This is a genomic window from Pseudomonas frederiksbergensis (assembly GCF_900105495.1).
Classification (GTDB): domain Bacteria; phylum Pseudomonadota; class Gammaproteobacteria; order Pseudomonadales; family Pseudomonadaceae; genus Aquipseudomonas; species Aquipseudomonas frederiksbergensis.
The window spans coordinates 4,958,571-4,976,011 of record NZ_FNTF01000002.1 but is presented as its reverse complement, the minus strand read 5'-3'; the positions used below and the strand labels follow the sequence as shown (position 1 = coordinate 4,976,011).

General features: G+C 56.3%; 18 protein-coding genes. 8 read left to right on the top strand and 10 right to left on the bottom strand.

The genetic code is table 11. The annotated features are described in order from the left end of the window. Window positions 1-48: 48 nt before the first annotated feature. Window positions 49-744 carry an FMN-dependent NADH-azoreductase gene (locus tag BLW70_RS23270; RefSeq protein WP_074877997.1) on the bottom strand — a complete coding sequence of 232 codons (696 nt, stop codon included), beginning with the start codon at window positions 742-744 and terminating at the stop codon, window positions 49-51. A 107-nt stretch (window positions 745-851) separates the two neighbouring features. On the opposite strand from BLW70_RS23270, the gene BLW70_RS23265 reads away from it, so the two are divergent. Together BLW70_RS23265 and BLW70_RS23260 are read left to right on the top strand one after the other, a co-directional pair. Further along, window positions 852-1,706 carry a LysR substrate-binding domain-containing protein gene (locus tag BLW70_RS23265; protein WP_074877994.1) on the top strand — a complete coding sequence of 285 codons (855 nt, stop codon included), beginning with the start codon at window positions 852-854 and terminating at the stop codon, window positions 1,704-1,706. 48 nt (window positions 1,707-1,754) lie between these two features. Next, window positions 1,755-1,997, top strand: coding sequence for a hypothetical protein (locus BLW70_RS23260; protein ID WP_074877992.1), 243 nt, complete (start codon window positions 1,755-1,757; stop codon window positions 1,995-1,997). A gap of 67 nt (window positions 1,998-2,064) precedes the next feature. Here BLW70_RS23260 and BLW70_RS23255 read toward each other — a convergent pair whose 3' ends face one another. Beyond that, complete coding sequence (locus BLW70_RS23255; RefSeq protein WP_074877990.1) at window positions 2,065-2,508, bottom strand: DUF6130 family protein; 444 nt, start codon at window positions 2,506-2,508, stop codon at window positions 2,065-2,067. A 190-nt stretch (window positions 2,509-2,698) separates the two neighbouring features. After that, window positions 2,699-2,971, bottom strand: a complete 273-nt coding sequence (locus BLW70_RS23250; RefSeq protein WP_074877988.1) for a hypothetical protein — start codon at window positions 2,969-2,971, stop codon at window positions 2,699-2,701. Between the two features lie 632 nt (window positions 2,972-3,603). On the opposite strand from BLW70_RS23250, the gene BLW70_RS30475 reads away from it, so the two are divergent. The 3 genes from BLW70_RS30475 to BLW70_RS23240 are packed head-to-tail and all read left to right on the top strand — an operon-like array spanning window position 3,604 to window position 5,326. Continuing rightward, window positions 3,604-4,278: a dual OB domain-containing protein gene (locus tag BLW70_RS30475; protein WP_139273417.1), complete on the top strand. Its 675-nt coding sequence runs from the start codon at window positions 3,604-3,606 to the stop codon at window positions 4,276-4,278. 8 nt (window positions 4,279-4,286) lie between these two features. Continuing rightward, window positions 4,287-4,730 carry a DUF488 domain-containing protein gene (locus BLW70_RS23245; RefSeq protein WP_074877987.1) on the top strand — a complete coding sequence of 148 codons (444 nt, stop codon included), beginning with the start codon at window positions 4,287-4,289 and terminating at the stop codon, window positions 4,728-4,730. Beyond that, window positions 4,727-5,326: a DUF4326 domain-containing protein gene (locus BLW70_RS23240; protein ID WP_074877985.1), complete on the top strand. Its 600-nt coding sequence runs from the start codon at window positions 4,727-4,729 to the stop codon at window positions 5,324-5,326. Before BLW70_RS23245 ends, BLW70_RS23240 begins: the two co-directional genes overlap by 4 nt. 422 nt (window positions 5,327-5,748) lie before the next feature. Here the strand turns inward: BLW70_RS23240 and BLW70_RS23235 are convergent, their stop codons facing one another. After that, window positions 5,749-7,548, bottom strand: coding sequence for a hypothetical protein (locus tag BLW70_RS23235; RefSeq protein WP_074877983.1), 1,800 nt, complete (start codon window positions 7,546-7,548; stop codon window positions 5,749-5,751). A 417-nt stretch (window positions 7,549-7,965) separates the two neighbouring features. Here BLW70_RS23235 and BLW70_RS23230 point away from each other — a divergent pair, with 417 nt between their 5' ends. Then, window positions 7,966-9,324 carry an MATE family efflux transporter gene (locus BLW70_RS23230; RefSeq protein ID WP_074877981.1) on the top strand — a complete coding sequence of 453 codons (1,359 nt, stop codon included), beginning with the start codon at window positions 7,966-7,968 and terminating at the stop codon, window positions 9,322-9,324. Between the two features lie 38 nt (window positions 9,325-9,362). On the opposite strand, the gene BLW70_RS23225 is transcribed toward BLW70_RS23230, so the two are convergent. The 5 genes from BLW70_RS23225 to BLW70_RS23205 all read right to left on the bottom strand — a co-directional run bounded on the left by BLW70_RS23225 (window position 9,363) and on the right by BLW70_RS23205 (window position 14,181). Then, window positions 9,363-10,064 carry a VIT1/CCC1 transporter family protein gene (locus BLW70_RS23225; protein ID WP_074877979.1) on the bottom strand — a complete coding sequence of 234 codons (702 nt, stop codon included), beginning with the start codon at window positions 10,062-10,064 and terminating at the stop codon, window positions 9,363-9,365. Between the two features lie 69 nt (window positions 10,065-10,133). After that, window positions 10,134-11,105 carry an FAD:protein FMN transferase gene (locus BLW70_RS23220; protein ID WP_235865019.1) on the bottom strand — a complete coding sequence of 324 codons (972 nt, stop codon included), beginning with the start codon at window positions 11,103-11,105 and terminating at the stop codon, window positions 10,134-10,136. Then, window positions 11,089-13,269: a PepSY domain-containing protein gene (locus BLW70_RS23215; RefSeq protein WP_074877977.1), complete on the bottom strand. Its 2,181-nt coding sequence runs from the start codon at window positions 13,267-13,269 to the stop codon at window positions 11,089-11,091. The genes BLW70_RS23220 and BLW70_RS23215 overlap by 17 nt, the downstream gene beginning before the upstream one ends. A 25-nt stretch (window positions 13,270-13,294) precedes the next feature. Then, window positions 13,295-13,765 (bottom strand): DUF2271 domain-containing protein, encoded by a 471-nt coding sequence (locus BLW70_RS23210; protein WP_074877975.1) that lies wholly within the window; start codon window positions 13,763-13,765, stop codon window positions 13,295-13,297. 92 nt (window positions 13,766-13,857) lie between these two features. Then, a complete protein-coding gene (locus BLW70_RS23205) occupies window positions 13,858-14,181 on the bottom strand; it encodes a PepSY domain-containing protein (protein WP_074877974.1) in 324 nt (107 codons plus the stop codon). A gap of 132 nt (window positions 14,182-14,313) precedes the next feature. On the opposite strand from BLW70_RS23205, the gene BLW70_RS23200 reads away from it, so the two are divergent. Together BLW70_RS23200 and BLW70_RS23195 are read left to right on the top strand one after the other, a co-directional pair. Beyond that, complete coding sequence (locus tag BLW70_RS23200) at window positions 14,314-14,973, top strand: response regulator transcription factor (protein ID WP_074877971.1); 660 nt, start codon at window positions 14,314-14,316, stop codon at window positions 14,971-14,973. Beyond that, on the top strand, window positions 14,970-16,313 hold the full coding sequence (locus tag BLW70_RS23195; RefSeq protein ID WP_074877969.1) for a sensor histidine kinase: 1,344 nt from the start codon (window positions 14,970-14,972) through the stop codon (window positions 16,311-16,313). The genes BLW70_RS23200 and BLW70_RS23195 overlap by 4 nt, the downstream gene beginning before the upstream one ends. Window positions 16,314-16,349: 36 nt before the next feature. Here the strand turns inward: BLW70_RS23195 and BLW70_RS23190 are convergent, their stop codons facing one another. Further along, on the bottom strand, window positions 16,350-17,288 hold the full coding sequence (locus BLW70_RS23190; protein ID WP_074877967.1) for a universal stress protein: 939 nt from the start codon (window positions 17,286-17,288) through the stop codon (window positions 16,350-16,352). Window positions 17,289-17,441 lie beyond the last annotated feature (153 nt).

Genomic DNA, 17,441 nt, shown 5'->3' with positions numbered 1-17,441 from the left:
TTGAACTGCGCAACCCGTCAGTACTGACTCGGGCGGGGGGGGTGGTGGCTATTCAAGCTTTTCGGTTTGTAATGAATCGATGGGCAACCGTGAGGCCTGAGGCGTCGGCGACAAGCTGTCCGCCAGGCGCCTGGCCTGCTGAGTCGCGTCCTCACGCGCGCGCCGATCAACGTCTTCCCCCAGGATGGTTTTTTCCACAATCACCGAATGCACATCCGTGACGCCGATAAAATTCAGCCAGGCTTCCACGTAGGGCTTCTGGAAGTCGAAGCGCTCCGCCGGGGTGCTCGACTGCGCCGAAAAATCCAGGCCGCGGGCGTACATCACCACGGCGAGTTTGTTGTGCAGCATGCCTTCCAGACCGCGTTCCGGGTCAACGCTGAACAGGATGTCTTTCTGCGATACCAGGTCGATGAAGTGCTTGAGTTTGTACGGGATGCTGAAATTCCACAGCGGCACGGACATCACCAGCACATCCGCGCGGTGCAGGTGACTGGCCAACGCTTTCAACGTGTTCCAGGCGTCTTGTTGTGCAGAGGTCAACGGCGTGCCATTGAGCCCGGCGTACTTGGCCTCCATGGCCAGATCATCGAACTCCGGCAGCGTCATGTTCCAGAGGTCGAGGGTGATGATTTCGGTGTCCGGGGTGTTGGCTTGATAACGCGCAATGAAACTGCGGGCGACTTCAAAGGACGCCGAACGCTGTTTGCGTGGAGAACACTGAATATGCAGAAGAGTCGTCATGACACACCTTGAATGATGAGGAGGGCTGGGCAGGTGTGAGCATTGCAACATAGTTGAATTTGAAATATAAATCGTAAATTCAGACTCAATTGATCACGTATAAAACTATGTTCGACCCTCTGCTGCTCAAAACCTTTGTCACCGTCGTCGATGAAGACGGCTTCAGCCGTGCCGCCCAGAAGCTGCACCTGACTCAGTCGGCGGTCAGTGGCCACGTGCGGCGATTGGAAGAACAGATTGGCAAACCCCTGTTGACGCGCACCACCCGTTCCCAGCAACTGACGGCCGATGGCGAACGCCTGGTCTCTTATGCGCGCACGATCCTCGCGCTGAACCGCGACGCCTGGACCGACCTCACACGCACACCGTTTCACGGGCGATTGCGGATCGGCGTGTCCGAAGATTTTGTCGAGCCTCGATTACTGCGCACGGTCCAGGATTTCGCAGCGCAGTACCCCGGCATGAAGATCGAAGTGCAGGTGAACATTCCGGGTACGTTGCTGGCGTTGATGAAGCAGGGGCATCTGGACGTGGTCATCGGTTCGCTGTGCGAAACCAGCGAAACGGGGCTGTTGCTATGGCAAGAACCGCTGGTGTGGGCCTGGTCGGCGCAACCCGTCGCCGGGTTACCCACGCCGTTACCGCTGGCCCTGTTCCCCGAGCCGTGCCCTTATCGCGAGGCCGCGCTGACCAGGCTGGCACAGGCGGGAATCGCCCAACGCACGGCGATGTTGTGCAGCAGCACCGCCGGATTACGGGCGGCGGCCCTGGCAGGCTTCGCGGTAGCGCCCATGCCACTGAGTCAGTTGGGGCAAGGCTTGGCGGTTATTGGGGCAGAACAAGGGTTGCCGGATTTACCGGATGCGCAATGTCGGCTGTTCACCTCGCCTGACGCGGATCAGGCGATTGTGGCGGCGGTTACTCAGCTGATTGTGGAGTACTGCTCAAAGCGGAGGGTTTGATTGTGATTGTTTAAGTAGGTGTCACCTTTTATCCGACTGGAGATTCACATGTCCGAAATTACCCAACTGGTCATTGCCCTGGTGCTGTTCTTTCTGTTCGATCGGTTTCTCAAGCCGTATCTGCTGCGCAAGTGGCTAGGGATGGTGCTGGTGGTGGCTGGTGCGGTCGGCTGCGTTGCTGCAAGCCAGATCCGCGTGTTGGGCTTTGATCTGGGGTTGCTGTCAATCTTTGCCGTGGCGCTGGGCGTGGGGTTGTTCCTGAAGCGGCGGCGGTTCGAGCAGATCGGCTGAAGGGATGTAGGGGTTATCTCGGAGTTGGCAGACAAGGGCATGACCCAAACAAGTCAGTACCCGTTGATCATGGTTTTTTCTCCGGAACGATAAAACTCACTTCCGTACTGGTCAGGACCTTATGACTCGGATCAGCCACTTCAAGAAGAACCTTGTGAGGGCCGGGCGTCAGCCCGACCAAAATAATCGGGTCTTCACTGGTGTGCGCCCAAGTCCCTTTCCAATCGTCGACGGTCACGTGAAGGTGACTCAGACGTGGTGACACCTCAACCGCCTCTTTGCCAAATACCGGCATGATCCTCGCGTGCTCTGCCCGATACTGGATGATGACAACGCCCCGGGCGAGCGGCGCGGCGAGCGGCGGATAGGCCATGAGTGTTGGCCCCGCCTCGGATTCCAACGGGAGTATTGCCGGTGGGTGATCGGTATCGGCTACCTGTTGGCCCCACGCGGCAATGCAAACAAACAGGCCCAGAGCAAGGGCGGATAGATTTCTGAGAGCCAGGGGCATGGTGTTTATCTCCCGGGTGATCTTATTCAAGGCTAGATCAAATCGGGCAGTTGTCCTGGCTTCTGGAGAAACAGTGACTTCCTATGCGGTTTTTGCCTTTTTGAGGGAACGTCAGCCGTCTGTTGGGGGCTAGGGACCACTTTGATCATGGACACAAAAAAACGGGCGCCATTGAGGCGCCCGTTTTTACTTACTCCATCGCCTGCGCTCGCAAGCGTCGACCGATAACGTCCATCAAGTCACAGCCGTCGCGTAACGGAATGGCCAGCAGTTTGGAGAAGTCTGACAGCACTACCGTGTCACAACCGAGTTCGGCGCGGAAGGCGATGTTTTCCAGCACCTGCGTGACCGTGCGAATGCGGTAATCGGCCATGGCTTGCAGGACGTCGAGTGGGGCTTGGGTGTCGATGAGCAGGGAGGCCGGGATCAGGTCGATTCCGGTGAGGGGCATGTATCTTTCCATAGGTGAGATATCCGTTCAGTTAGATGAGACCGCCAACAGTTCGTCGCCAAACGAATAGGGTGGCAGTTGCGCGCAGGTTGGCGAACCGGGAACGAAAACCGGCAGACCCGAAGGTCTCCCGCGCGCAACCGCCATAGTACAGCGGTTTTGCAGTTGCGACGACGCCTACAAATGAGCAGGCGGCCCTCGCATTCGTATCCCGGGTCGCCAAACCCGTAATCGCCATTTTGGGCGACGAGATGGACTATAGGCCTCATCGGAACGGCGGGAAAGGTGAGGGATTCCGAGGTTTGTGTAGGAATTTTTATGGTGGTCCTAGGACTGTTGCGCCCCTTCCGCGGGCGACTGCTATCGGCCGATTGAGTTGAAAAAGTCGGCTATGGCTTCCACGGCAGAAAAGTAAGCGTTTGAGATTGAAATTTTTACTTTGAGCAGAGGATAGAGAGGGGTTGATCTCGTTGGCATAGCACGCGCGAATTCGCGTTGAAAGCTCATGCGTTGCTAAGAGGATCGTCCTATGCGCTAATCAGTGTGGAGCACGGTATTGATCAACCAAAGTAGGGCTTGCCTCCGCAATAACCAAAGGAGAGGATGTTGAGCGGCATATCGCCATCATGGAAAGGACACCAGCAATGCCATATCAAGCTCAAATTGTCTGCTTGGCTAATTCACGGAAACCCCACGGCAAGTGCATTGCCGGGAAGATTTGGGGAGGTGACAACCACGGAACATGGGTTCGTCCTGTGAGCAATCGTCAACATGACTCGATCTCCGACCTAGAACGAACATGCCAAACGGGACAATATGCCCAGCTGCGTGACCTTCTCTCTATTTCGTTTTCTAATGCTCACGGACACGTCTTCCAGCAAGAAAATCACGTGATTCAGCACCCGCCTGTGTGGGTTCACAATGGGCAGGCCTCCATAGCTGACCTAGCAAATCTGGTGGATAACCCGCTCGTGCTATGGGAAAACAGTCATCACAGCTACTCAGGCTGCAATGACAAGGTTCCGGCTGAAATCCTTCTCCATCAGCGCCATAGCCTCTACTTAATTCGTCCGCAAAATATTCGGATCAGAGTTTCTGCTGAGGGGGCGTATCGTGGGGATGGAACGCTAAAGGCACGGGCAACATTTTCGTATAACAGGATTAACTATTCGCTGATTATCACCGATCATGATGTAGAGCGATATTATCAGCAACAAGGAGCAGGCCAATATCTACCAGAAGGTATAAACTATTTTACGATTAGCCTTGGTGACGTAAGCAACGGTTTTGCTTATAAATTGATAGCCGCTGTGATCTGAGGGTAAACATGAAAATTTTCACTATAGGTTTCACTGAGAAAAAAGCCGAGCGTTTCTTCGCGCTCATAAAATTGTCAGGGACGAAGCGAATTGTCGATGTTCGTCTTAACAACTCTTCGCAGCTTTCAGCTTTCGCCAAAAAAGATGATTTGAAATACTTTTTGAAGGAGTTGTGCGATGTGGATTATGTACATTTGCCCGACTTAGCACCAACGAAGGAAATTCTTTCGCCATATCAGAAAAAAGAAATCACCTGGCCTCAGTATGAAGAAAAGTTTTTAACACTCATGTCAAAAAGAAATGTTGAGAAATATGTGAATCCTGAAATAATTGATGAGGGATGCCTGCTTTGTAGTGAGCACCAGCCACACCAGTGTCATAGGCGCTTGGTCGCTAATTATCTTAAACAGGCTTGGGGTAAGACTGATGCGATTGTCAAAGATCTAATATGAGCAACAGGGCCAAAGTCTTAGTCGCATATCCTGTTGACTTCCTTTCATATTCTAAATTTGAAAGAAAAGTCGATAAAATTATCAGCTCTCTTGAAAAAGTAGAGTTGATTTATGTGAGTGATGAAAACGAATTTATTGAGAAGTATTCAAAGTCTAGGGGGGTTCAGGCAGTCCCATTTTACTCCGATGATGACGCTCTGAAGGAAGTTACGCACGCGATTCTTTTTCAAGATGAAGAAAGAAATTGCTTTTTTGTTCTTTACAATAAATTGCTCGATAATGAAATACCCACAAGAACTTTGAATTTAAAGATAACTAAAGTATCTAATAAAGACAAGGGCGATAGCTATGACGTTTACATAGGTCGAGGAACCCTCTGGGGGAATCCTTACCAAATGGGTCAAGAAGGCACGCGTGATGAGGTAATAGCTAAGTTCGCTTACGACTTTGAAAAGCGTTTTTTGAAACTTCCTGAGCAATTCGATGTAAATATTGAAAAATTACGAGGCAAGACGCTTGGTTGTCACTGCAAACCAGCAGCTTGTCACGGCGATGTAATCGCAAAGTATCTAAATTCACAAGACGATGGAAAATAATGGCCTGCGGGCCTGAGAATCAACCATTGTGCATGTCCCCTCCTAGCATTTGATTTAGGCGGCGTGGAGTGCAGGGACTTGTGCCCAGGAAAAAAAGCGACCAACTCTCTATATAACTTCGCTGAGCGATTTGAATCGCCTCAATTTTTAAACCCTCTCCAAGCTCGCTGTGTAATCTTTTTCAAGCTCTACCGGCTGCCGCTGCATAAATCGAACCACTATTAACGTTTCATGTCGACGGACAGCCCATCGCAAAACGAGATTCCAATATAAAATGCGCGTCTTTGGATATGTCCAAAAAAAGTAACTTCCCTTTATTTTCGCCAACCCATTGAAACTCTACTCTTGGCCGCTAGCGGCTGTTCAATCCCGCTTGTGGCCGAAAGTAGTTGATTAGAAATCTTGAGGCGGCCGCATAATTATTAGTTTTCTTTTGTTCTGCGCAATTCTTCTTTCAAAACATCGATCTCAGCGAGCAGTTTTTTATTCTCTTGCTTTAGAAAGTTTTTTGATGGGCTCTCAGGATTATGATACGAAGGAATAACGTAGAGTAATTCCAATTCATCCTTGTAAGGCATCAAAGGTTGATATAACTGATAAAAAGCGCGCCCAACCGCCCCTCGAAATAATTCGAGCATTGGTTTTTTTGCACCAACAGAAAGAATGTGATCAGTGGCGATACCCGGATAGGGGTCGATATATATAATTTTCACAATGCCAAGCTGATAAGCTTTTTTTGCACAAAGCTCACAGGGGCTAGCAGTAGTAAACAAAATTCCGCCAAAAAGCTTTTGCCCACCATTTTTTGCTATTTGTAAAAAAGCATTTTCTTCCGCATGCAGCGACCTAGTATGAACCTGGTTTTTTTCACCCTCAATTTCATTTTGTATAGCTTTGAAACAAAATGGGATATTTCGTTTTTTAGTAGCGCCTGACTTTATCAAGTCAAAATATTTGTCGCTTAACGCTTTGCGGAATACATTGTCGTTTTTTTCATATTCACTATAATCAACACCATTAACTCCGCCTAGCAAGTCTTCAGCACTTCTCAGCAAGCATGGGGTTTGTCCTTGTGGGGTGCTATTCCAACCGACACACTTCACACTGTAACTATCATCAGTTACTACAGCCCCAACCTGTCGCGATATACAACCTGAACTTTGTTTTACTGTGTAAGCTATTTGCATACAGTTTTCAACCGACGTAGGCATCACTAAGCCTGGATGCATCATAAGTGCCAGATACCATGCTAGCTGACTCACCAGATCATTCTGATGAAACTCACTGGTTTTTGAATTGTGAATGTGGATGTCAGCGATTTCGATGCAAGCTTGAATGTTTTGAGCAATAAATTTACTGGCCCCGGAAATCTTCCCGGGATACTCTTTATTGTCGAGGTCGGATATTTCTTTTATCGAAAGCTTTCTATACTCATGTAGGCTGCTCAGCCTTTTTTGGTTTGATGTGTTTATCGATATTAGGTAGAAATTCGCATACCTTCTTTTCAGAAAGAATGCCTCGTACGGGTTTCTAATTGCATCTATAACAATTCTGCACGGAACTCCTTTTGTCTTTGTAGATTTGCGAACAAGCTTAATTAAAAAATTCAAGTGTTTAGGGAAGTTGAACAGCTTCTCGATGTCGAAAATTTTGCTATTTGCAAAGCCAGAAGATCTGATATTGTCTCCCGATTCTTGATAGAGCTTGGTAAAGGAAGCTCCTCCTAAGTTGTTTTTTAATCTCTCAGTGACAGAGGGCAATGTTGAAAAGTATAGCTCCATCCATGAGTCAATTTCGCTTAGCTCAACTCTTCCGTTAAATGAGTGAAGTCGAAGAAGCTCTTCTCTTACGCTATTTAAATCATCATAACTTACAGCTGCGTTTTCTTGAACGATCTCTGTGCCTGCGATACTTGACAGGTACGTTATAAAGGTTTCTCTATCCAGCAGTAATAGATGATATGTTATTATCGAGCGCGCCTCCAGCTTATAAAAAGGGGTCCATTCGTCACCTTTTAAGTATTTGTGCATTATTTTATGCTTTTTAAGTTCGTTTTCTGTAAGGCCTTCATAGCCTTCGGCTGGAAAATCGAAACTCGTAGCGCCCAATTTACTTGCCGCGGTGGAACAGCCTGAACCAGTGCGCCCCGTAAGACCAATTATCAGGAAGTTCTTTGCTTCGTCATAAACACCATTTATCGCCTCGCCGGTCTTTGTGGGCATTCTTTCTTCCTTTTAAACGCTGTCGCCAATGAACGGAAAGTAGGGTCGTATATCAATTTATAAGGCAGATTCAGGTAGCTATAAATCAAGCAATCGGTACTGCCTGCTTGCTACAAATAATGTAGCTGGCTTTTTGACGCTCACTAGAGTTTTGCGCGGCTGAAGCACCACCAAACCTCCGAGAATTATCGACTAGCTGCGTTTTGCCGAATCATCCTGTACCACACGCTATCTATGACAGGTGGCGGCTTTGCTCTGAACAACTGCTTTTAGCCGCTTTCTGCCTTTCCTAATGACCGCTTTTTGGCCGAAAGTAGACATTACTCACACGACCCAAATCTGCGAAATCGAACGGGTGGTACCGAGTCCCCTAGCGTAGAATTTCCAACACGAGCCCACCCCCGAGACGGACCCTCAATGCAAACCCCCGCCACCCAACACCCCCTCTGGAAAACCTACCTACTTTTCCTCGCCCCCATGGTCCTCTCCAATTTCCTCCAATCCATGTCGGGCACCATCAACAGCATCTACATCGGCCAAATGCTCGGCACTCAAGCCCTGGCTGCCGTGTCCGGCATGTTCCCCATCGTCTTCTTCTTCATCGCCCTGGTCATCGGCCTCGGCGCGGGTGCGGGTGTGCTTATCGGTCAAGCGTGGGGCGCGCGGGAGCCGCATTTGGTGAAAACCATCGCCGGCACCACTTTGCTGTTAGGCGCGATGATCGGTCTGACAGCGGCCGTGCTCGGCAGTGTGTTCGCAAGGCCTGCCCTGGAAGGCTTGGGCACACCGGCCGACGTTATCGATGACGCCGTGTCCTACGCCCACGTGATGATGTGGATCATGCCGTCGCTGCTGGTCTACGTGCTCTTCACCCAACTGCTGCGCGGGGTGAGCGATACGATGTCGCCGCTGATTGCGTTGGTGGTGTCGACGTGTATCGGGTTGGCGCTGACGCCGGCGTTGATTCGGGGTTGGTTCGGGTTGCCGATGATGGGGATTCAGAGTGCGGCGTATGCGGGGTTGGCGGGTAATTTGTCGGCGATGGGGTGGCTGGCGTGGCGGTTGATTCGCAAGGGGCATCCGTTGGCGCCGGATCGGGAGATGTTTGCGGCGATGCGGCTGGACCTGGTGATTCTCGGCAAGGTGTTGCGCATCGGGTTGCCGACCGGGTTGCAGATGGTGGTGTTGTCGGTGTCGGAGCTGGTGATTCTGGCGTTGGTGAATCAGCACGGTTCGCAGGCGACGGCGGCGTATGGGGCGGTGACGCAGATCGTCAATTACGTGCAGTTTCCGGCGCTGTCGATTGCGATCACGGCGTCGATCCTCGGTGCTCAGGCGATTGGGGCTGGGCGGCTTGAGCGGATGGGGCCGATTCTGCGCACGGGGCTGTTGATCAATGTGTGCCTGACCGGTGGGTTGGTGGTGTTGGGTTATCTGTTGTCGCACTGGTTGCTGGGGTTGTTCCTCACGGATGATTCCACCCGGGCGAAGGCGGAGCATCTGTTGCACATCATGCTGTGGAGCCTGTTGGTGTTTGGCTTCCAGGCGATTGTCGGCGGCATCATGCGCGCCAGCGGCTCGGTGCTGGTGCCGATGGCGATTTCGATTTTTTGTGTGGTCGGGGTGCAGTTGCCGGTGGCGTATGTGCTGGACGGGCACTTCGGGTTGCAGGGTGTGTGGATGGCGTTTCCGGTGGCGTATCTGGGGATGCTGGTGTTGCAGACGGCGTATTACAAAATGGTCTGGCAGCATCAGAAGATCGAGCGGTTGGTCTAGGGGCACGGGCGCCCCTTTGTTTTTGCAGGGCGCCCCCGCTAGACCACTGCGCCAAACAAGTGCCCCACCAGTGCCGTAATCCCCATGGCCAGAGCCCCCCAGAATGTCACCCGCCAGGCGCCGGTCAGAACCTTGGCCCCGCCTGCCTTGGCGGCAATGGCGCCCAATGTCCCAAGAAACACCAATGACATGACCGATATCCAGGGCCCGACGCTGTGCTGCGGCGCGAAAAAAGTCACGGCCAGAGGCAACGCGGCACCCACCACGAAACTGGCGGCGGAGGCCAGGGCGGCCTGCAAGGGTTTGGCGGTGAGGGTGGCGCTGATGCCCAGCTCGTCCCGGGCGTGAGAGCCCAATGCGTCATGGGCCATCAATTGATCGGCCACTTGATGCGCCAATTCGGGTGATACGCCGCGATGCATGTAGATGTTGGCGAGTTCGATGTGTTCGGCTTTCGGGTCGCTCGCCAGTTCTGCCCGTTCGCGGGACAGATCGGCGCGCTCGGTATCGGCCTGGGAGTGCACGGAAATGTACTCGCCAGCGGCCATGGACATGGCGCCGGCCATCAGCCCAGCCATACCGGTGACCAGCAACGTGGCGTGGCTGGCGTTGGCGGCCGCGACGCCGATCAGCAGGCTGGCGGTGGAGACGATCCCGTCGTTGGCGCCCAGGACAGCGGCGCGGAGCCAGCCGATACGATCGCTTCGGTGTGCCTCGGTGTGCCTGTGCATGAATTTCATTGTTTAACGGGACTCCCTGTCATTGGGCGGTTCAAGTAGGACGGGTTCCGAGCGGTCCGGCAATCGGCGTCAGCGGGTTTCAATCTGCGCCTGCAACTGGCCGCCGACAATGGATATTTCTTTGAACTGTTCACCCTCGCGCAGCACGAACAACGCATCCATCCCGCGCTCCTGAGCCAGACGCGGGCCCTCGGTTTCGCCCAGGACCATCAGCGCCGTGGCCCAGGCATCGGCGAGCATGCACGAGGCCGCCACCACGGTGACGGCGGCGAGCGGGTTGCACAGCGGCGCGCCGGTGGCCGGGTTCATGGTATGAGCATAGGACTGACCGGCCACGTCCACCCAATGTCGATAGTCCCCGGAGGTCGCGATAGCGGCATCGCCAAGTTCCATCACGCCCATGACTTCCCGCACGCCCCGGTTGGGCTTTTCCAGGGCCACGACCCAGCACTGGCCGTCAGGTTTGACGCCCCGGGCGCGCATCTCGCCATCGATGCCGACCAGGTATCGGGTGATGCCCAAACCCTCCAGGCAACGCGCCAGTTCATCCACGCCAAAACCTTTGGCGATGCCACTCAAATCAAGGTTCAGCGGCATGCGCTTGCGCACCTGATTGCGTTGCGGGTCAACCACTAACGCGGCGCTGGCTAACAGCCGGGCGTGGGACGCAATCGTGCCAATCGCCTGCTCTGTGACCGTCTGCTCCCCGGGGCCGAACCCCCAGGCGTTAACCAGATCACCGACAGCGATGTCGAAGGCGCCGCCGGATTGCTGACTGACACGCAACGCAGCAGACAGCACCGTGGCCAGTTCCTTGGGCACGGCCACCCATTCCTGCTCGGGGGCGGCGTTGAGGCGGTTGAGGTCCGAGTCGGGTTTCCAGGTGGACATTTGCTGGTCCACCCGGGCCACGGCGTGCGCCAGGCGATGGCCAACGTCGTCGGTATCGATCCCGGCCCCGGCATAAAACAGGGCGGTGTAGCGGGTGCCCATGGTTTCGCCGCTCAGGCTATAGCGCTGCAACTCAGTAAACGTCTTCACGGTAGCGTCCTTGTGCCTTGAGCGTCAGCACACTCAGGTTCAGAGGTGCCAGCACTTCATCAAGGGCTTGCATCACGCCTTTGGCCATTTCGCGGCTGCCGCACACCAGCACCTGGGCACCTTTTTCAATCAGTCGGCGCAAGGCCAGGGCATCGCCGATCAACCGGTCTTGTACGTAGCTGCGGTCCTGAACCTGAGAGAAGGCGGCGCGCAGTGCCGTGAGGCGTCGGTCCGACAGGTATTGGTTGAGCTCCGGTTCATAGAGGAAGTCCGAGTCAGGGTTGCGCCCGCCCCAATACAGGTGCATCGGGTGTCGGGCCTTGTTGTTGCGGATAAAACCGGCCAGGGGACCGATGCCGGTACCGGCGCCGATCAAGATCACCGGGTGCGTGCCCGATGCCGGCCGAAATTGCGGGTTGGGCTGGATAAAGGCTTCGATCTGCGCGCCGATGTCCAGGCCATGAAGGAATTCCGAGCACATGCCGCCGTTGTGTTTACGCACACAGATCTCCAGCACGCCATCCTGCGAACCGCTGGCCAGCGAGTAGAAGCGAGGGATCGGGCTGCCCGGAGGCAGAATCCCGATCAGGTCGCCGGCCAGAAACTCCGGCAGCTCGCCGCAGGCTTTGAAGCGCAGTACGTGGGTTGGCGCATTCACCTGTTCGCCATAGGCAATCCGCTCTGTCAGCTGCAATGGATGCGTATGCGGCTGCTGCGGGGTGTGAACCAGCGTCAGGTCCTGCCCCAACACTTCGCCCAACGCGTGGCCCCAGCGCGCAAACTCCTGAGAGGATTGGCGGTTGACGGTTTCCAGCTCCAGCAATGACGAGCCACCGGCCTGCAACATCGCGTCCTGCACCTGATGGGCGTACTGACAGAACTGCGCAAACTGGCGGTCGCCAAAGCCCAGCACGGCAAAGGGCAGGCCAGGCTTGAGGCCGGTTTTGCCCAGCCGGGCCAGGAACTGCGAAGCCGAGGCCGGCGCATCGCCGTCACCATGGGTCGCGGTGAGGATGAACACCCGTTGGGCATTGCGGTAATCGCCAACCCATTCATTCATCGCCGCGCTATGCACCTGATGGCCGCTTTGGTGCAAGGCTTCATGCAAGGTGTTGGCAAAGCCCCAGGTGCTGTTGTTTTCACTGCCCACCAGAATCACGCTGTCGGCGCAGTGGGCAGGGCTGTTGTGGCGGATGTTCGGGCCAGCCTTGCGGCGGCGCCACCACAACAGGATGCCGGTCACGCTCATCAATGGCACGCAGAGGGCGCAGAGCCCCAGCGGCAGACCCAGCCACCAGAGGCCTTCGCCGGTGTGCAACTGATAGATCAATTCGTAGAGGTTGTGCATCGAGTCATGGGCTTGATAGGACAGCAAAGCGCCGCTGGCCTGATCCACGTAGCCGTCGCCCTGGGCCGTGCGCAGGGAAAACACATCGTGCGGGTTGCCAGGGCTTGGGTAGACCAGCTCGCGCAGGTCGTTCAGGTCGGTGGCCTGCAAGGCTTGCAGCTTCGCCACCGGCAAGGCCGGGCCGGCGCTGACGTGGGCGGGGAAGGCGGGCTCACTCTGACTGCCGTCGGCGATAAAACCAAAGGTGGTGGCGGACATGTAGAGCCCGCTCAATGCCGACAGCAGCAGCCCGAGCAAGGCCAGTCGCCCGACTTCAGCATGCCAGCGCTGGCTGAAGGTGCCCCGCAGTGGCCGCAGCAGGTTGCGCCAGCCACCCAGGCGCCGGGCCAGCAATAGCGCACCGGACACCGACAACATCAGCATGAACAGCGCGCCGACACCCGACACACCATGGCCCGGCGTACCAAGGAACATCGAGCGGTGCAGGTCTTTCACCCAACGTGAGAACGCGGAGGGCTCGTAAGGGGCGAGGCCTTGGCCGGTCAGTGGGTCGACCTTTTGCGCCCCAGCCTGGCCGTTCTGGTTGTAGTAGACGATGACCGTCCCGGACGCTGTGCGCTGGATCTGCTCCACGCCGGGAAAGTGGCTGGCAACGCGCCCGGCCAGTTGGCCGACGTTGAGTTGTCCGGCAGGAGTGGACGTGCTGTGCAGGCGTTCCAGCGCCGGGTCGACAGACAGGATCGCGCCGCTGATGGCCAACAACATGACCAACAGGGCGGCGATCAGGCCAGGTAGGGAATGGAACTGGCGAAGCATGTTCAGCCTCCAGTAATGGCGGGTGCTACAGATCGTAAGTAAAGGAGTCGACGTAGGTACTGCCGGTCGCTGGCTTGCCTGCACCCTTGGACGTCAGGGGTACGCTGACATCGGCGCGGGCGTCACGTTTGTCCTCGACGGCGCTGTCGATGCGGATCTGATACCCCGCATCAATCAGGGTGTCTGCCAGTTCGACGCTGACTTTGAGCGTGCGCCCACTGCCGACACTGGCGCCGCTGACCCCGTCAAACTCGCTCCGGTTCATCCCGCTGCCACGGGCCCAGTCACCCAGGTGCTTGTAGTACTTGGCCTTCTTGCCGGCCACCCAGAGGGTTTTCTGGTATTGGCCATTGGCGTCGGTGACGTAGATCGCCAGGTAGGCATCATTGCCGCCGTAGTCCTTGAGCTGTGTGGTCAAGGTCACTTCACGGGCCTGGGCCAGCCCCGGCAGGGCAATGGCGCCGACGAGGCAAGTTGCTGCGATGATCTTTTTCATGGCGGTGTCCTTTTGATCGTTAGGTCGAGAGCCTGGACCTGCTTGCTGACAGCAACCTGAAGCGCAGGAAAAACTCATCGACAGGTGAGGCGTCATTCGCTGAGCGGAGTGCCGAGGTAGTCCCTGGCATCGCCGTCGTCCCGGAAATGGATCTCGAGGGTGTGCAGGCGCAGCGATGCCGGTGAATAGCTGGCTTCGATGGCATTGCCCTTGCGGTCCAAGCCCTTGAGCTCGTAACAACCGTCGTCGACCTTGATCCGCTGCACGCTCCAGCCGTATTGCCGCTCAACCTGCTGGCGCAAGGTTTCGCGCGGTTGCCAGTCGCTCACCGGGTCGCTGCAGTCGTCATCGGCCAGGGCGTAACCGCTGAGCAGCAGGCTCAACAGCGCGGCGTTGGCAATAAAACCTGATTTCATGATCTGTCTCCTGCCGAGGTCGGCGTCTGTGACATACCCTAAGGTGCATTCCTGACAACCAGCTGAATCTTCAGATTCACGTCAGGTAAGGCGTTTAAGGTGCTGCACGACAACCATCACAGGAGGTGCCAGATGCGGGTTTTATTGGTCGAGGACGCACCCGGGTTGGGGGAGGCGGTGCGCGAGCAGATCGCCGATGACGGCCACGCAGTCGATTGGGTGCAGCGCCTGGACCATGCGCGCAACAGCGTGCGCACCACGCCTTACGACCTGATCCTGCTGGACCTGATGCTCCCGGACGGTCGCGGGCTGGATTTTTTGCGTCAGCAACGCTCGGCAGGGGACGTGACCCCAGTGATTATCCTGACTGCCCAGGATCAGATTTCCGAACGCATCGCGGGCCTCAACGCGGGCGCCGACGACTACTTGGTCAAACCGTTCGACCTGTTTGAACTTTCGGCCCGTGTGGCGGCGGTGGCCCGGCGCTATAGCGGCAACCCCAATCCGCAGATCAAGCTCGGTGATTTGCAGGTCGACATGAGTGCCCGTACGGTTCAGCGGGCCGGTGCGACAGTGGACCTCACGGCGCGGGAATGGGCGCTGTTCGAGGCGTTTGTGCAGCGCCCCAGCGCGCTGCTGTCCAAGTCGCAGCTAGAAGAACGGCTGTATGCCTTCGGCGCCGAAATCGAGAGCAATACCATCGAGGTCTATATCAGCCGTCTGCGTAAAAAACTCGGGCGCGACCTGATTGAAACCGTGCGGGGCATGGGCTATCGGTTGATGTCCGCATGAAGCCGTCGTCAAGCCTGCAAAAGCGTCTCGGCCTGGGATTGACGTTGGGCACGACCTTACTGTGGCTGGCGGCGACCGTCGGCGCCTGGCTGGTGGTGCAACATGAATTGAACGAGGCGTTCGACAGTGCGCTGGAAGAGACCGCGCAGCGCATCCTGCCCCTGGCCGTGCTGGAAATCAGCAACCGGGAAAACCCCCGTGAAACGCAGCATGTCGCCACCCTGAAAATGCACAAGGAATACCTGACGTATCTGGTGCGCGATGCCAAGGGCGAGATCCTGATGCAGTCCCACGACGCCAACCCGAAGATCTTCAACAAACAACCGGCCGAAGGCTTTTCAACCACTAAAAAATACCGTCTGTACGGCGCCAGTGCGCTGCGTGAGACGGTGTTCATCGAAATCGCCGAACCTCTGAAACATCGCCGTGAAGCCGCGCGGGAAGCGTTGCTTGCCTTGTTGTTGCCATTATTGGCGCTGATTCCCATCAGCCTGTTTGGCACCTGGATGTTTGTGCGCATCAGCCTGCGCAGTGTATTGGCCTATCGTCGTGCCGTGGAGGCTCGCGGCGTGGGTGATCTGTCGCCGATCCACGTGGCGCGACTGCCGGCGGAAATCGCGCCGTTGGCCGAGGCGGTCAATCATCTGCTGGAGCGCTTGCGCAAGGCCTTGGAGACCGAGCGCAGCTTTACGGCCAACAGCGCCCATGAACTGCGTACGCCGCTGGCCGCGACCCTGGCGCAGATCCAGCGTTTGCGTCACGAAGCGCCTGAAGGCCCGTTGCGGTTACGCGCGGCTAAAATCGAAACCTCGTTGCGCGAACTGGCGCGGCTCTCGGAAAAACTCATGCAGCTGGCCAAGGCCGAGGGAGGAGGGCTGTTGTCCGAAACGCCCCAGGACCTCATTCCGTTGTTGGCCCATGTGGTCGATGAGTGGAACCACAACAGTGGGCACCGGATCGAGTTGCACCTGCCAACCCAGACGAGCGTGTACTCGACGATTGATCCGGACGCCTTCGCCATCCTGTTGCGCAACCTGATCGAGAACGCGCTCAAGTATGGCGCCGCGGATCAACCGGTCGAAGTCAGCCTCACCGACCAGGCGCTGCTGCGTGTGGTCAATGGTGGCCCGCCGGTGCCCGAGCCGGTGTTGCAGCGCCTTACCGAGCGCTTTGTGCGGGGCAACAGTGAAACCAGCGGTTCAGGGTTGGGGTTGGCGATTGCCAAAACCATTGTGCAGGGCGTCAACGCGAAAATACGGCTGGTATCGCCGGCGACAGGTCGAACGGATGGATTCGAAGTCTGCGTCGGGTTTGCGCTCGCGTCGACGGTCGAAGGCTGAGGGCGGTGCCGGACAGTGACATTAACGTGCTGAAATTTATGACACTCCCCAATCAGCCAGTTCTTCCGGCGCCACCACCCAGACGCTGCAGGGCATTTTGTACAGCAGGTGTTCCACCGTGCTGCCAATCAGCCGCTCCAGGCCGTTATGGCCGACGCGTCCCATGACGATCATGTCGACGTTATAGGCATCGGCGTAACTGGCCAGAACCTTGGCCGGGTTGCCCATGACCATGTGGCGTCGCTCTGGTGGGATGCCGTTGCGCTCGGCCAAGTCATTGAAGACCTCGCCCTGTGCATCGAACAGGGTCTTGGCGTTGCTCGAGGAGAAGAACGCGGAAGCGTTGTCGAAGCCGAATTCATCGGCGCCGATTGAAGACAGGTCATAGGCGTAGAGGACGTCGACCTGTGCGTTGCACGCCGTCGCCAGTTTCACCGCTTCATGCAGGATGCGGTCATTAAGGCCTTTGTATTGACCGTCGCGATGGAAGGGGTCGACTGCCGCGACGATCCGGCGCGGCAAGGCATGCTGTACATGGCTGACAAAATGCAGCGGTACCGGGCATTCGCGCAGCAAGTGGATGTCCAGGGGCGTAAACATCATCCGCGACAGCCGCGACGAGGGTTCCAGCGCTTTGATCAGCACGGCCATCGGCTGCTCTTTGAGGTGGATCAGGATTTCCTGCAAGGGGCGTTCAACCCAGACCACTTCCGTGGTGACGGTCACGCCGATTTTGCGCAACGGGCGAGCCTGTTCTTCCAGCCACTGACGATGGCGCTCGACATACCCCAGGCGCATCTGCTCCAAGGCCTGTTCATTGACCATGCCGGCGGTCGCCAAGCCTTCCAGGTAATCGAAGGCCACGATGTGCAGCGCTGCATCTTCAGCCTTGGCCAGCGCGGCGGCGCGGTCGAAAGCGGGGCTGTTTTCCATCAGGGGCGAAGCGACCAGCATGAAACGTGATTGCTCGGACATGACACCTCTCCTTTAAATCAAACGCTGGCCCGAATGGCCTTGGATGTGGGTACTTGATGCCGATGCTGCCGCTGGCCGGGATTTGCGGTTTGATCTGCATCAAACCGGCGTGTGACGGCGCGGGCTGCCCGACGTGTGGTCACCCGGTTTGGC